Source organism: Arthrobacter sp. StoSoilB20, from assembly GCF_019977295.1.
Lineage (GTDB): Bacteria > Actinomycetota > Actinomycetes > Actinomycetales > Micrococcaceae > Arthrobacter > Arthrobacter nicotinovorans_A.
In genome coordinates, this window is record NZ_AP024651.1 from 2,272,887 (window position 1) to 2,287,912 (window position 15,026).

Consider the following 15,026-nt stretch of genomic DNA (forward strand, 5'->3'; position numbering starts at 1 on the left):
GACCGGCCTGGGCCGTCGCCTCGATTGCCACCTCAGACCGGGCCCGATAGGGCCGCCCAATGCTGACAAGTCCGAGCGGGCACTCGTCTAAAGAACGGTCACTCACACATCACAGTAAAGATGAGAGTGGTCCTCAGAAAGGAAGTTCACCATGAAGCTCGACCTGATTGTCCGGGCGAACGAGATTCTCACCATGGACCCCGACCGGCCCATTGCGACCGCTGTGGGAGTCATCGGCGAACGTATCGTTGGCTTTGATGACGAAATCGCAAGCATGGAGGCAGAGTGCAGCCTTGACTTCGGTGATGCATGCATTACCCCGGGTCTTATCGATGCCCACTGCCACACAACATGGTGGGGTTTGGGCCTGGATGCGGTGGATCTGAGCGGGTGCAGGGGACTCGAGGACGTTTACTCCAAGATCGAGGCTGAAATGGAACGTCTGTCCGGTGATGCCGAGGCTTGGGTTCACGGTACCGGTTTCAACCAAGCCCACCATGGCGGAATGTTCCCTGACATAGGACGAATTGATGACATAACTGGTAATCGCCCGCTGTACCTTCGGAACGCTTCCGGACATTCATCAATCACTAACAGCGCCACGCTGGATCTAATCGGGGCTTCACATCACGATTTCCAGGACCCAGCAGGAGGAATTGTGGTGCGGGACGCCGTAGGAAAACCTACCGGTGTCATGGAAGAAGCCGCACAGGGATTGGTGCAGGCACTCCTACTGCCTTACTCAACTGAGAAAATCGTTCGGGCATTGGACGCTGCGACCGAACGATACGCGGCGCAAGGGATAACCAGCTTCACCGAAGCCGGCATCGGCGGCGGCTGGATCGGCCACAGTCCTGTCGAGGTTGCTGCGTACCAGACCGCCGCCGAAACCGGGCATCTTCATGCACGCGCGCAGCTGATGCCCGCCATGGACGCGCTGCAACCCATAACGGGGCATCCTGCCGACTTCCACCATCAAGGAGTAGGTCTTGGACTGGGTTTGGGACTTCGTTACGGCTTCGGAGACGATTACGTCCGATTCGGACACGTCAAAGTCTTCCTTGACGGCTCCCTCTTGGGAGCAACCGCTGCAGTAACCGAATCCTTCTGCGGACACGATCACAACACTGGCTACCTTTTGGACGAGCCAGGCACCTACCGGGAGCGCGCCTTGAGTGCCTACCGTGCCGGGTGGCCTCTGGCGCTGCACGCCATTGGCGATGTAGCCATCGACCTGGCGATGGACCTCATCGAGGAGGCACAGAACAGATACGGCCGCGGCGAAGCACCCTGCCGCATTGAGCATTTCGGCATGGCCCGCCCGGACCAAGTCGTTCGCGCCGGTGTCCTCGGCATCGCAGTGGCCCCCCAAGCAGGATTCATTGGTCCCTTAGGCGATCAGATTGTGACTCTGGTTGGGTCCGACCGGGAATCCTGGCTGTACAGGGGCCGGTCCGTTATCGACGCGGGAGCCCTTCTCGCAGGATCTTCCGACCTGCCGGTAGCAGATAACAACCTGCGCAGGGGCATGCAATCAGCCGTTGACCGGCGGACGGACAAAGGCCTGCCTTTCGCCGCAGGGGAGGCCATCACACCTGAGGAAGCACTTCGAACGCACACAGAGTGGGCAGCCCGCGCTACCGGTCAATTCCGGGACAAGGGCACGCTGGAACGCGGCAAACTCGCCGATTTCACGGTGTTCTCTGAATCGCCACTGACGGCCCGCAACATCGCCGAGATCGACGTCGTGGCCACGATTCTTGGTGGCCGGCTGAGCTATGACGCCCGGAAAGCTCATAAGAATCCGACACCTGAATTGCAGCTCCTGTCGGTCACCAACTGACGACCGAGTATCCCAACCCAAACGCACACAACAAAGAGGATCTAACGGTGCACGAAGTAAAAAGTTCAACGCGTTCGCTATCGGATGCAGACCCAGCCGAAGAACCGGCAACAACGATCGCATTGGATCTCGCCCTCGCCAGCGACGGACAGGCAAGCTTTGACCGGCTGATCCGCGATCTGGACCCCGAGGACCTTCAGGGCGAATCGCTCCTGCCCGGATGGACCCGAGCGCACGTCATCGCGCACATCGGCTACAACGCCCGAGCACTTGCCCGGTTGGTCCAGTGGGCGCAGACAGGGATCGAGAATCCGATGTACGAATCGCCTGAGTCACGGGCCGATGAGATCGACCTCGGGTCGACACTCTCCCACGCGAGTCTGAGCCGGCTCTCATCGCGGGAGGCTGCACAGCTCGAAGAAGCCTGGACAAATCTCCCCGACGATCGCTGGACTTACAAGGTAAAGAACGCGCAGGGGCGCATGATTCCCATTTCCGAGACTATTTGGATGCGGGCCCGCGAACTATGGTTGCATGCCATCGACCTCAACAACGGGGCAACCGTCCAGGACATTCCCCTGCCAGCCGCAGCCCGCATCCTGCAGGATGTGTTAACTACTTGGGAGGGCCGGGACGGCCATTATGTGCGCGCTGTCCCAACAGACGCCCAGAAGGACTTTCAGCCTGGCGATGAAGGACAAACCGAACCGGCAGGCGGCGACATTCTGTCAATCTCCGGCACACTTACAGACCTCCTGGCCTGGGCCACCGGACGTGGTCACGATGGCGTCGTGGTGATTACTGCGGATGGACGTGAGATCGGCCCTGCGCCGGCGGCGCATCGCTGGATTTAATCGCCACTGCGGAAGAAGCCCAACCAAGGCGATCTCCGACCAAGAACACCGCACGTGCGGGTGTTCGGTGCTCATTGGCGGAAGCATCTGCCTCGTCCTCCCGGAAAGTCCGCAGATGCCCCACGCACTGGTTACCAAAAAATCTCCTCAACAACTCTTGAAAGAAGAGGTCACCATGTCGGCTCCACCAATAACAGGCGGCCCCACTCTCCCGCAGGTGCGGAAGCTCGTGAGCACAATCCCCGGCCCGAAATCACAGGAACTGCTGGCCCGCAAGGACGCAGCCGTTGCCACAGGCACCGGCGGAGTGCTCCCAATTTCAGTAGTAGCCGCCGGAGGCGGGGTGCTGATCGACGCCGATGGCAACTCCCTTATTGACCTCGGTTCCGGCATCGCCGTCACCGGTGTCGGTAATTCAGCCCCCGCTGTGGTGAATGCTGTGCGGCAGCAGGTCGAGCAGTTCACACACAGCTGTTTCACCATCGCCCCCTACGAGGGCTACGTCAAAGTTGCCGAGAAGCTCAACGCCATCACCCCTGGGGACCACGAAAAACGCTCGGCCCTCTTCAGCACCGGTGCTGAAGCCCTGGAGAACGCGGTCAAGATCGCTCGCCACTACACCGGCAGGCAGGCCGTAGTTGTCTTCGACCACGCGTTCCATGGGCGAACCAACCTCACCATGGGAATGACCGCAAAGAACATGCCCTACAAGAACGGGTTCGGACCCTTCGCCCCCGAGATCTACCGGGTCCCCGCCTCCTATAGCTATCGAGACGGACTCACAGGCCCTAAGGCAGCTGCACGATCGATACTTCAAATGGAGAAGCAGATCGGTGCCGAAAGTGTCGCTGCCGTCATCATCGAACCCATTCAGGGTGAAGGCGGCTTCATCGCCCCTGCCAACGGTTTCCTACCCGCCCTGCAGGAATGGACATCCCAGAACGGGGTCATTCTCATCCTGGACGAGGTGCAAACCGGCTTTGCCCGTACCGGTGACATGTTCGCTGCCAACCATGAGGGCATAGTGCCGGACCTGATGACATTCGGCAAGGGACTGGCCGGTGGGCTTCCTCTTTCGGCAGTTACTGGCCGTAAAGACATCATGAACTCCGCCGTGGACGGAGGACTCGGGGGTACCTATGCAGGGAACCCCATCGCCTGTGCTGCCGCTCTGGCAACGATCGAAACCTATGAAAAGGAAAACCTGACGGAACGTGCACGGGCAATCGGTGCCATCATCACCCGATTTCTTCGCTGGTCTAGCGGCAGAGGATGACCGCGTCGGCGACATCCGCGGCCGCGGTGCCATGATCGGCATCGAGTTCGTCGAAACGGGCAGCCAGAGACCGGCCGCTGCGTTGACTTCTGCCATCGCGAAGAAGGCAGGCCAGAACGGCGTGCTGGTACTCACATGCGGCACATACGGCAACGTGCTCCGGTTCCTGCCGCCACTGTCCATATCAGATGACTTGTTGCGCGAGGGCCTTCAGGTCGTGGCGGAAGCTCTCAAAGCAACTGCCTGAACCACAGCAAAACAACTACACATACTTAGAAGGACAGCGATGACTTTAAAGCCCCACGAGCAAGAACTGATCAACCAGGTGCAAACCGGTCTCGGCATCGGAGGTACGTGGCAGCCCTCTTCGGCCGGTGCGACATTCGACGTGCAAGACCCGGCAACCGGGGAAGTCATCAAAACGATCGCCGATGCGACCGTCGACGATGCCCTTAGGGCGCTCGAAGCTGCCGTAACGGCGCAGGAGGCGTGGGCTGAGACCTCTCCGCGGGGACGCTCAAACATCCTGCGCCGAGCGTTCGACCTTCTCATGGATCGCGGCGAGGACTTTGCACTGCTCATTAGCATCGAAATGGGCAAGCCGATCTCCGAGGCCCGCGCTGAAGTGACCTATGGAGGCGAGTTCCTGCGCTGGTTCTCGGAGGAAGCCGTGCGCGTCCGCGGCGACTATCGTCCTACTCCTGAGGGTGCTGGCAACATCGTCGTGTCGCACCTTCCGGTCGGGCCCACCTATTTCATCACGCCGTGGAATTTCCCCTTGGCTATGGCAACCCGCAAGATTGCCCCAGCCTTGGCGGCCGGCTGCACGGTTGTCATCAAACCCGCCGAACTGACTCCGCTGACGACCATCTTCTTGGTACAACTGCTCCAAGAAGCGGGCCTGCCGGCAGGAGTTGTAAATGTCGTTCCAACTACGTCGCCTGCGGACCAGTCCAGCGCGCTGTTGAGGGACGCCCGCCTCAAAAAGCTCAGCTTCACCGGTTCGACCCCTGTCGGTGTAAAGCTCCTTGAAGCCGCAGCCCAGAATGTCCTGCGAACTTCTATGGAGTTGGGGGGTAACGCACCGTTCATCGTCTTCGAGGATGCAGATTTGGATCGAGCCGTGGAGGGTGTCCTGCTGGCGAAGTTCCGAAATATCGGCCAGGCATGCACTGCGGCGAATCGCATCATTGTCCATGATTCGATCGCGGATGCTTTTGCTCAACGTGTGAGCGACCGGGTGGCCCAAATGAAGATCGGCAGGGGAGCTGAGGAAAGTACTGACATCGGCGCTTTGGTCGACGGCCGTGCGGTCGCAAAGGTTCAACGTCTGGTTGCTGACGCCGTAGCGACCGGCGCAACGGTTCTCACTGGAGGTAAGTCCCTCGAAGGTCCCGGGAGCTACTTCGAGCCAACAGTTCTGGATCGGCTCAGTCCCAACTCGGCTCTGATGTCCGAAGAGATCTTTGGACCGGTCCTTGGCATCATCCGATTCACTGATGAGGAGGAAGCAGTCAAAATCGCCAATGACACAGATTATGGGCTGGTCAGTTATGTGTTCACGGAGAACATTCATCGCGGCCAGCGCATGATTGAAAAGCTGCAGACGGGAATGATGGGCCTAAACACTGGTCTCATCTCCAACGCGGCAGCACCCTTTGGCGGTATTAAGCAGTCCGGTATCGGCCGGGAAGGCGGTTTTGAGGGCATCAGCGAGTTCCTCTCAACCAAATACACCCTTATTCCCCGCTGATGGACGTCCCTGAACCGATCTCTCGGGGCTAGTCGATAGCCACTGAAACTGACTGAAAGCGATGGCCTTCACGTTCCGGGCTGGAACGTGAAGGTCCTCGCTTTTGCTCCCACCGTGCATGCCAAACGGTCTGCGCAGGAGCAGGATCACGATTGGACTTGCCTGGCGGTGCATCCGTCAGGAAAGTCGAGAATGCGAAGGTGATTTGATGAACCAATGGCCGGATGAGAATGGGCCTGTTGGAGGCTCGTTCTGAAGTTCTCGTTAGGGCAATAGCGCACTAACTGGAATGTTGGTATTCGTTGTGCTTCAAGACTGCTTGCGTAAGGTGCTCAGCCAGAAGGCCGGGTGCTTCGCTGTGGGCCAGGTGACCCTGATTTGCCAGCCGAACCACCTCGGCTTGGGGGAGGGCCTGAGAGAAGGCGGTGAAAGCGACACCGTATGGCGGCTTCTCCTCGTTGCGTTCGCCAAGCATCAGGGTGACTGGAGCCGTGATTTCGCTGTATCGGGAAAGCGCTGCAACATGGTCATTTATAGCAGTCAGCTCATCAGCCAAGGGGTGAACAAGAATACGGAGGACAGGCCAAATAGGGTCCGCGCGCAGCGCTGCCATATATTCGGCGGAGTAACCCGCCATGACCCGCTTGACCACCTCGACAGCGCTGTCCAGGTCGCCCCTCCCGAGAGCAAGACGTAGGGGCTCAAGGGCGTTCGATCCGAACGGGCTGGAGACGGGCTCATACGCGACGACAGAGCGCAGGTTGCGTCGCTCTGTCGCCGTTTCCAAAGCAATCAGTCCCCCATAGCTCCAGCCGAACAGGTGGATGTCCTCCTCGAGGGTGTCGAGGAGGTGGTGCAAATCGTCAATTTCAGTCCGGACCGAGTAGCCGCGACCTGTCGGGCCGCTAGGCAGCCGCCCGCGGCGGTTGATGACCATTATCGGGTTATTCAAATTCAATGCATCGGCGACAGGGCGCCAGGTATACGCATCGGACATAACGCCTGGAACTATCACCACGGGCGGTCCGCTGCCTTCTCGTAGCTCGGCAGTCAAAATTGTTCCCTCGCGGTTGAATTTAAGTGTTCGCATCAGTTTCCTTTCATCGGGTGCTGGGTCTCTTCAATTTGCGCAGCCATCCTCAATAGTTGGGATTCGGCTCCGGGGGGACCTACCAGCTGTAGTCCAATCGGTAGCCCCTCGGTCGTGCCCGCTGGAATGGAGATGGCCGGGAGCCCTAAAACGCTCCATGGGCTTGTAAGGGAGAGAAGAGCCTTCCGGGTCTCGACGCTGCTTCCGTTTATGATTTCCGTACGGCTGCTCAGCTTGGGAGGGGCCAGGGGTATCGTCGGAAGCGCCAGAAGCCCGTATCTTCTCAGTAGAGGCTGGATACTTTGGCGGGCGCTGTGCCTAAGCTTAATCGCTTTAACGTACTCCCACCCAAGAATCTCTCCTCCGGAACGGAGCCTGGCGAGGACTTCGGGATCATAAAGTTCGGGCGCACCGGACACGAGCTCTGTGTGCTGAGCGTATGCCTCGCTGCCTTGAATGATCCTATATGTTTCCCTCAGATCACCAGCCTCCAGAACTTCGGCTTCACCTGTCAGGAAATTATCGATCATGTCGCGGACAGTGGAAGCGACCGAGGGTTGCGTCGGATATATCGAATTCGATTTGATCCATCCGATACCACGGGGGAGAGCTACAGTCTGGGTGCCTCTCAATGCGGTCCACATCAGGAGACAGTCGGCCGCGGTGCGGGCCAGCAAGCCTATGGTGTCCAGAGTTGGTGACAAAGGCACCATCCCGCCGGTGGGCAAAGCTCCATGGGTGGGTTTGAGCCCTACAACGCCACAGCAAGCCGCCGGAATACGAGCGGATCCGCCGGTGTCGGTACCAAGCGCCAATGGGATGATGCCAGCGGCAACCGCGGCAGCCGACCCACTGCTCGAACCACCAGCCATATGGTCGGTATCGTGTGGGTTGCGCGTAGGACCGGTGGCAGAGCGATCTCCGGTAGGTCCGTTCGCAAATTCGTGGGTCGTGGTCTTCCCGATAATGATCGCCCCTGCCTGGACGAGCCGTTCAACGCATTCGGCGTTCTCACTAGCAAGGTGGTCTTTTCGGTGGCGCGAACCTGCAGTTGTGGGCATTCCTCGAACATCGATGACGTCCTTAACAGCAACTGGAATGCCGTGTAGCGGCCCCCGATCAATTCCCGAGGCCAGCTCAGTACGAGCCCTCGCCGCCGCCGCATAGGCGCCGTTCTCATCGAACGAGACGAACGCGTTGATCAAAGGCTGCCACCGGTGGGCCTCCTGCAATGCAATGTTTACAAGGTCCGCTGGCGTGATAAGCCCACTCCGCATCATGGCGGCGAGCTCGGCAACACCAACGCTGGCGAAAAACCCCGCACCAGAGGGCTTTTTCAGTTGTGCTTCGGGCGATCGCATACGTCCCTCTTCGCAGTTGATGGTGGTGGTGAACTGCATGTAACCATACCCAAACGTTTGGGACAATCGTTTGGTAAGATTTGTACTCAAACCTTCGAAGGAGTTTTCAACGATGCCAGGTAGATATAAAAGCAGCTCGGTCACGCTGAAAACGATTGCGCAGGCGGCGGGGCTCGACGTCTCGACGGTGTCGAGGGTTCTCAGCGGATCTCCTGATGAGGTTTCGCGTGCGGCGTCACCGGCTACGGCAGCAGCAGTGCGTGATTGGGCTCAACGGCTCGGTTATCAACCCAATCCACATGCAAAGAGCCTGAGAACGGCACGAAGCAATCTGATTGGAGTGCTGGTTCCCCGCTTGTCTGACATGGTGCTCGCCACTATCTATGAGGGGGTAGAGGACGCGGGTGCCCGCAATGGACTGGCCACGTTTGTAATGAACACTTATGACCGCCCCGCCGAACAGCGCGCCAGGATTGATTTGGCTTTGTCCCGTCACGTCGATGGCCTCATACTCGGCGACGCGCACCGGGACGCTGTTGTGCTGGATGAAGTGGCGGCGCGCGGGGTGCCTTTCGTTCTCGTGAGCCGGTACGCGTCCAAGTATCCATCCGTGACATGTGATGACTATCTGGGAGGCAGCCTTGTTGCCGAGCACTTTCTGGACCTTGGGCACGTGAAGGTCGGCGTAGTCGCTGGCGAGTCTTTCGCCAGTACAGGCGTGGACCGGAGCAGTGGCTTTGTCGATACGTACCGGAAAGCGGGTATTGAAGTGTTAACAGTGAATTCCGCCTTTGATGCGAGAGGCGGCCATGAGGCAGCGGAATACCTCATCAAACAAGCCCCTGATTTGACAGCCATTTTTGCTGTCAATGACTTTGCCGCTATCGGTGTTCTGGGCGCAGTGCGCGATGCGGGACTGCGTCCCGGCAGGGACATCGCCGTGGCGGGCTACAACGACACTCAGCTCGCAGCCGAGTTGCCGTTGCCCTTGACCAGCGTGCGCTCACCACTGCATTCCATGGGTACCCGGGCGCTGGAGTTGCTCGTTTCAGTTCTTCGTGGACAGAATCCGTCTTCTGAGCGCTTGGCTCCGGAGTTGGTCATCCGGGAATCAACACTTCTTCATGTCAGGAATAGCTAAATGCGCGCCTATCCCACATTAGAAGCTCCTACGGCTCCTATGGCAGCAACGCCGGTTGTCCTAGAGCGCGCAGAGCAAGTTACCAGGCTCCTTCGCGACTTGGTGAGGTGCGATGCTGTCTTGCTGTCGGCGTCGAATCCTTCCGGAGAACGACCCCAGCACCAGCAACTGGCCTCGGACGGCTATTCGGAGGACGCGGTTTCACAACTGCTCGAGAACTTCATCCCGGAAACCAAGAATCCAGGATTCGGAGTCGTGCGAAACCGAGTCCGTCAGGCTCTTCGATGGGCAGACCTCGATCGTGACTGGGACGTCCACTTTGCATTCACGTCCCTGGCCGAAGATTATCTTCGACCGGCAGGCTTTAACGAAGGCATATCTGCGAGCCTTTGGTTGCCCGGAGGGCACCACGTGGGAGCCATCCATATGAACTGGGGGACGGCGCGGTCTGCTACGGAAGAAACCAAGAGAATCGTCGAACAGTTCCTTCCGGTGCTTGCCTCCGCCTGTGACCCATCGCAACCGCACCGGGTCTTGGCCGAAGAATTGCATGGCGACGCAAACGTAGCGGTGATGGCTGCAGGTTTTGACCAAGCCATTGCTGGCCGTGAAGTAGGCATGACCCTGCGATCGGACGGACCCTTGTGGCCACTACTTCTGCCGCTCGCCCCCCGCGGAGACAACAGCTACATCTGGATTGGAGATCAGGGGAGTTACCACAGAATCAGCATCACACGATGTATACAGAACGCCGCCCTTGTGGCGGAACGAGAAGTGTTACCGCCCTATGGGCTAACTCCCAGAGAGCTTCAGATCGTCACACTTCTTGCTGATGGCATCAGCAACCCTGAGATAGCCGATCACCTGGTAGTTAGTCGGCGAACGGTCTCAACTCACGTCGAACACATCCTTGCAAAGCTTCGGGTTTCATCCCGTGCTGAAGCGGCCGCTCTTGTTAGCCGCGAGGGACTGCGACTCATTCAAGAAGCCCCCAGGCGTTTGCCCGTCCCGTCTCAGAGAGCTTAGCCAAGGACGGTGACTCCTCCTCACGAGGAGAAGATACGTCAGGTGACCGATATCACTTAGGATCAAGCTTCCTTAGGCTGGGATTTGTCAACGATGACACCCCCCAAAACATAGTCCTAAGTGAGGCATCATGGAACGCGCAGAGATTCATCGGCGGTCCCTTACTAATTTTCTTTTCGGCACGCTGTTCACCCTGATTTTCGTGCTGGCCTTGGCACCACCGCTGTACATTGCACTTTCTGAAGAGCACGCACTGGTTGCCGGTGTCCCCGGCTCCATCTGGTATCTCCTCTTGGTTTCAGCCGCACCCATCTTGGTGGCTTACGGCCTCTGGCGCGTTGAGGGACGACGGGGGGAGTTGGACTGATGCTTATCACTTTCGGCGTCCTCGCCGCGTTCTTTATGCTTATCGTCCTCGTGCTCCATAGGACCAAACATGGCCGCAGCGTCTCAAGCTTCAGCAGCTACGCGGTGGGCGAAAGATCGTTCTCCAGCTGGTTCGTGTCAATGGCTTACACGAATTCGTGGTGGCCCGGCTCCACGTTCACGGCGGTCTTCGGCTTTGCCGTCATCAGTGGTGTCATTGGACTCTATTTCCTCGTCTACTCCACCTTGGGCGTTCTCGCCATGTACTTCATAGCTCGACCAGTGTGGAAATGGGGCAAACAGTTCGACCTGCGCACCCAGTCAGACCTGCTGTCGCTGCGCTATAACAGCCCTGGCCTGAAACTGCTTAGCAGCGCTATCAGCGTTGTCGCGCTACTTCCCTGGCTCATCCTCGGACTCATTGCCATGGGTGCGGTCATCCAATGGGCTTCACTGGGAAACCTCTCCTTCGAAGTCTCGATTCTGATCGGTATCGCAGTGCTCGTGATTCGCCAGTTCTGGACTGTGCAAATGGGCATGCGTGGACTGATCGTCACCGATATGGTTCAGGGGATCGTGGCATACATCGGTTCTGCCGTTCTGTGCTTGGGCCTGCTGATCTTCTACTTCGGCGGCTTCTCGAATCTTGAACAGCTCACCACCGCACAGCTAAGCCTTCCGGGTTACGGTTCAGAAAGCGGCGAATGGTTCTATTTCGGAATTGTTGCTTCCGGGATCATCGGCAGCTTGTGCTGGCCCATGATTTTCACCCGGATCTATACAGCCGGCAGTGTTCGGGAAGTCAAGAAGGGCTCCCTCCAAGCCATGGTCATCGGGTTTGTTTTCTTTGTGTTGCTTATGGCTGTTGCGCTTTGCGCCGCGCCCATGTCTCTTGCGTCGACGGATCCGTTGTCGGCATTCTTCGCCCTCACGCAAGACGCGGGCGGAACCTGGCTCCTTGCCTTTGCCCTGCTCATCGTTTTTGCGGCCAGCATGGGATTTGTTGACGGAGTCACACAATCTCTTGGAACGCAGGTCGCCAACGACATAGTCGGCGTGATTCGGCCTCTGAGCGATAAGCAGGAACTCTATCTGGCCAAAGGATCCATGGCTGGCGCAGCCATCATTGCAGCAGTCATCGCAAATCAAATTTACGGGTGGTCAAACCTGGCCGGAGTGGCCCAGCTTGCCTACCAGGCGATCATCCAGCTGGCTGTACCGATCTTCGGTGGACTGATCTGGCGCCGAGGTAACAAGGATGGAGCAATTGCTGGGCTTCTTATCGGCACAGTGATAGCCCTGGTGCTGACCATTCCGTACATGGACACGGGAGGCGCAGTTCCATGGCTCGGCGGGTTTGGAGCCGGCTTGGTCGGGTTGATCGTCAATCTAATTGTCTACGTCTTGGTCAGTTTCATCCGTAGAAGCAGCGACGCAGAGCTGGCGAGAGTAGACGGTCTCTTTCGTGCCGCCCGAGCCCGTGCAGAAGTGCTGGAGCACGCTTCTGTGTTAAAGGATGCGAAACCAGTACCCAGTCAAGAACCAGCATGACCTCCCGTGTAAGGCTCGAGGAACTGCCTCTGGCCAACGGGTCTGACAATAGGAAAGAAAGTAATACGCACATGAGCAAGATCGAACAGACCGTAAGCATCCCGCACCTTGGCGGATCAGTGGTTGGATACACGCTGAGCGGTCAATACAACCCGGATCTCCCCACATTGGTGCTGATCAATTCCTACACCACATCGGCAGAACTCTATAGGCCCCAGTTCGCCAACACCGCCCTGACATCGGCCGTAAACCTTCTTGCACTTGAACCGTACGGTCACGGCCGTACAAGAGCGGCCTACCAGCACTTCACGTACTGGGACAGCGCCGTCGCCAACCTGCAGGTCCTTGCCGCTTTGGGTATCGACCAGGCCTTTGTACTGGGGACCTCACAGGGAGGGTGGATAGCGGCGCGCATGGCGTTGTTGGCGCCGGAAGTAGTCCGGGGAATCATTCCGCTTGGTTCGTCCATGGATTCGGAGACCCTCCAGAGCCGGCAGCTCGGATGTTGGGATGCCCTAGAATTCTGTACGCCTTTCATTGAAGCCTTCGCAGATCCGGTATCGGACGAATGGGTGGTACCGGAGCAGTTTGTCGACGACACCTTTGACGCGGCTCTGGGCGGACTCTCACCTGACGAACGCGAATTCTGGCTAGCTACCTACCGCACCAACTACTCCGGAGACGGCGGTCGCCGACGGCTGTTGCTCAGCACCATTAACCTCAGGGACCGCGACGGGCTTCATGGACGACTGCACGACATTACCTCACCTGTGCTGTGGCTGCACGGCTCAGAGGACAAGGTCTATTCCGTGGCCAACGCAGAAAAAGAAATACTCATGTTCACTGGTGCGACGGAGGTCCGTCTGGAGGTCATCGAAGGCGGCCATCACTTCCTGAGTGCTTCAAAGCCCGCAGAGGTTGACTCGGCAGTTCTTGAGTTCATCAAAAGCTGGTCCTAAACACATCAGTGGGCCAGGCCATGGCGCCTGCCCACTGATGTAATTTGCTCAAAGGGATGGCCGTTAGGCAGCTTCAATCCTGACTGTGCAGTACGAATTGGCAGTCGGAGGAGCCAGCGGCCGCCACGGAAATCGGATCGAAGTTCATGGAAACCAACATTAAAATCCCGGATGTGCACTCAACGGGGGACTACCACGTTTGCAAATTGGGCTATGACGATTGGGTGCATCTCAACGAGGGGGACAGGGTGCTCGTCCAAGTCCCTGGGTTTCCGCTCCAAAACGCCACCGTCGACGATATAGGTGATGATGCCTCCTATTTCTGGTTATGGATCGACGGGTACGGCCGCAAGATGACCTTTGATGGCGACAGCTCATCGATTTTCAAGTTGACTGAATCGCCCCGGTAAACCGGCGCCTCCGTGCTTGGGCTGCCTAGTGCCTGGACTACCTAGGAATATGGCACTGTAGCCAGCAGGGATGCCAAGCCGCGAGAGCTGGTCATCATTCCGCCCTAGTCTGCGCCACCGGCACCCCCGCCACTGAGGCCAGAGCGATCGACCGAAGTGACGCCGATCACAAGAATCTCTTCAGCAATTGGTGCTGCAGTCCCGAGAAAACCGAAGGAGCTAGCGATGACTGAGACCGAGGAAACCCTGGGCACGCCCACATTGCAGGAACTTCTACTTGATTCGCCTAAGAATTGGGGGAAGTGGGGACCGGAGGATGAAGTCGGCTCCTTGAATTACCTTACAGTCGAAGAAGCTCAGCGCGGTGCGGCGGAAATCCGTACCGGGAAGAGTTTTACTCTGGCCATTCCAATTGGCAATCCAGAAGGCGATCCGATCTGGCCCGGCCGAAAGACCGCAGTGAGGACTAACGTCATGGACCGGGGAAATTTTCTCTGTGGGACAGGCCCTAGCTTCAATGGCGATCTTGAATACGCCGATGATGTGATCACCATGTATCTTCAAGGAACCAGTCAGTACGACGCGTTGGGGCATATGTGGTACGGCGAAAAAATTTACAATGGGTATGCCGCAGAGACAACCATCGGGAGCCTGAAGAAGGCCAGCATCTTCCCTATAGCAGACCGCGGAATCGTGGGAAGGGGCATCCTCATCGACATGGCGCGCTTTCGGGGCAAAGCGGCCTTGGAAAGAGGCGAAACTTTCTCCCATGAGGACCTGGTGGCTGCTGCGTCAGCACAGGGTGTCACCATCCATAAGCGCGACATACTACTTATTCGCACAGGCTGGGTCGGCTCCTATTACAAAACGGAGGAAACGGAGTTCTACCGCGACTTCCTAGAACCTGGCCTGACCTACTCCCCGCAGCTAGTGGAGTGGTTCCGAGATATGGAAATACCCAACCTAGTGACTGATACCATCGGCAACGAGGTCACCCGCGACCCGGTCAGCGGAGTTGACCTTCCACTGCACAACGCGCTCATGCGTAACCTGGGCATCGCATTTACGGAAATCATCGCCTTGGATAAACTTGCCGACGACTGCTTCTCTGACGGGCAATGGACTTTCCTCTACACTGCCGCTCCTATGAAGATTGTTGGCGGCTCGGGCGCGCCGGTCAACCCAGTCGTTATTAAGTAGCCCGTCTACCAGCGTTGTGGCCGCGCTCGAATGGGCCCGACGCAGAGCCAGAGACTGAGTCTGCGTAATCCACTAGCGCCGATAATGGACGTTCTGTCGTCGAGCCTGCCGGGAGATCTTGTCATGATGCCCGGTGTCGTCTCCGCCATGTAAGTGATGAAGGAGGTGCAACCATTGTGTTGGATATTCGTCGTTC

At 58.1% G+C, this 15,026-nt stretch carries 12 protein-coding genes and 1 pseudogene; 11 read left to right on the forward strand and 2 right to left on the reverse strand.

What is annotated here, in order from left to right; all coding sequences use genetic code 11:
* The first annotated feature begins 151 nt into the window (after positions 1 to 151).
* The 4 genes and pseudogenes from LDN85_RS10255 to LDN85_RS10270 all read left to right on the forward strand — a co-directional run bounded on the left by LDN85_RS10255 (position 152) and on the right by LDN85_RS10270 (position 5,726).
* A complete protein-coding gene (locus LDN85_RS10255) occupies positions 152 to 1,843 on the forward strand; it encodes an amidohydrolase (RefSeq protein ID WP_223945330.1) in 1,692 nt (563 codons plus the stop codon).
* Positions 1,844 to 1,890: 47 nt separating this feature from the next.
* Positions 1,891 to 2,697 carry a maleylpyruvate isomerase family mycothiol-dependent enzyme gene (locus LDN85_RS10260; protein WP_223945331.1) on the forward strand — a complete coding sequence of 269 codons (807 nt, stop codon included), beginning with the start codon at positions 1,891 to 1,893 and terminating at the stop codon, positions 2,695 to 2,697.
* A gap of 175 nt (positions 2,698 to 2,872) precedes the next feature.
* Positions 2,873 to 4,220: pseudogene (gene gabT / locus LDN85_RS10265) on the forward strand (4-aminobutyrate--2-oxoglutarate transaminase).
* A gap of 39 nt (positions 4,221 to 4,259) precedes the next feature.
* Positions 4,260 to 5,726, forward strand: coding sequence for an NAD-dependent succinate-semialdehyde dehydrogenase (locus LDN85_RS10270; protein WP_223945332.1), 1,467 nt, complete (start codon positions 4,260 to 4,262; stop codon positions 5,724 to 5,726).
* Positions 5,727 to 6,006: 280 nt separating this feature from the next.
* Here the strand turns inward: LDN85_RS10270 and LDN85_RS10275 are convergent, their stop codons facing one another.
* Both LDN85_RS10275 and LDN85_RS10280 read right to left on the reverse strand, forming a co-directional pair.
* Positions 6,007 to 6,816, reverse strand: a complete 810-nt coding sequence (locus LDN85_RS10275; RefSeq protein ID WP_223945333.1) for an alpha/beta hydrolase — start codon at positions 6,814 to 6,816, stop codon at positions 6,007 to 6,009.
* The gene (locus tag LDN85_RS10280; protein ID WP_223945334.1) at positions 6,816 to 8,216 is read right to left on the reverse strand and encodes an amidase; all 1,401 of its coding nucleotides are present in this window, start codon (positions 8,214 to 8,216) and stop codon (positions 6,816 to 6,818) included. The genes LDN85_RS10275 and LDN85_RS10280 overlap by 1 nt, the downstream gene beginning before the upstream one ends.
* A gap of 73 nt (positions 8,217 to 8,289) precedes the next feature.
* Here LDN85_RS10280 and LDN85_RS10285 point away from each other — a divergent pair, with 73 nt between their 5' ends.
* From LDN85_RS10285 to LDN85_RS10315, 7 genes are all read left to right on the forward strand, one after another.
* Positions 8,290 to 9,318: a substrate-binding domain-containing protein gene (locus LDN85_RS10285; protein ID WP_223945335.1), complete on the forward strand. Its 1,029-nt coding sequence runs from the start codon at positions 8,290 to 8,292 to the stop codon at positions 9,316 to 9,318.
* A gap of 618 nt (positions 9,319 to 9,936) precedes the next feature.
* A complete protein-coding gene (locus LDN85_RS10290) occupies positions 9,937 to 10,344 on the forward strand; it encodes a LuxR C-terminal-related transcriptional regulator (protein ID WP_223945453.1) in 408 nt (135 codons plus the stop codon).
* 130 nt (positions 10,345 to 10,474) lie between these two features.
* Complete coding sequence (locus LDN85_RS10295) at positions 10,475 to 10,711, forward strand: hypothetical protein (protein ID WP_223945336.1); 237 nt, start codon at positions 10,475 to 10,477, stop codon at positions 10,709 to 10,711.
* A complete protein-coding gene (locus LDN85_RS10300) occupies positions 10,711 to 12,261 on the forward strand; it encodes a sodium:solute symporter family protein (protein ID WP_223945337.1) in 1,551 nt (516 codons plus the stop codon). Before LDN85_RS10295 ends, LDN85_RS10300 begins: the two co-directional genes overlap by 1 nt.
* Positions 12,262 to 12,332: 71 nt before the next feature.
* A complete protein-coding gene (locus LDN85_RS10305) occupies positions 12,333 to 13,220 on the forward strand; it encodes an alpha/beta hydrolase (RefSeq protein WP_223945338.1) in 888 nt (295 codons plus the stop codon).
* Positions 13,221 to 13,366: 146 nt separating this feature from the next.
* The gene (locus tag LDN85_RS10310; RefSeq protein WP_223945339.1) at positions 13,367 to 13,630 is read left to right on the forward strand and encodes a hypothetical protein; all 264 of its coding nucleotides are present in this window, start codon (positions 13,367 to 13,369) and stop codon (positions 13,628 to 13,630) included.
* Positions 13,631 to 13,855: 225 nt separating this feature from the next.
* On the forward strand, positions 13,856 to 14,830 hold the full coding sequence (locus LDN85_RS10315; protein ID WP_223945340.1) for a cyclase family protein: 975 nt from the start codon (positions 13,856 to 13,858) through the stop codon (positions 14,828 to 14,830).
* The last annotated feature ends 196 nt before the right edge of the window (positions 14,831 to 15,026 follow it).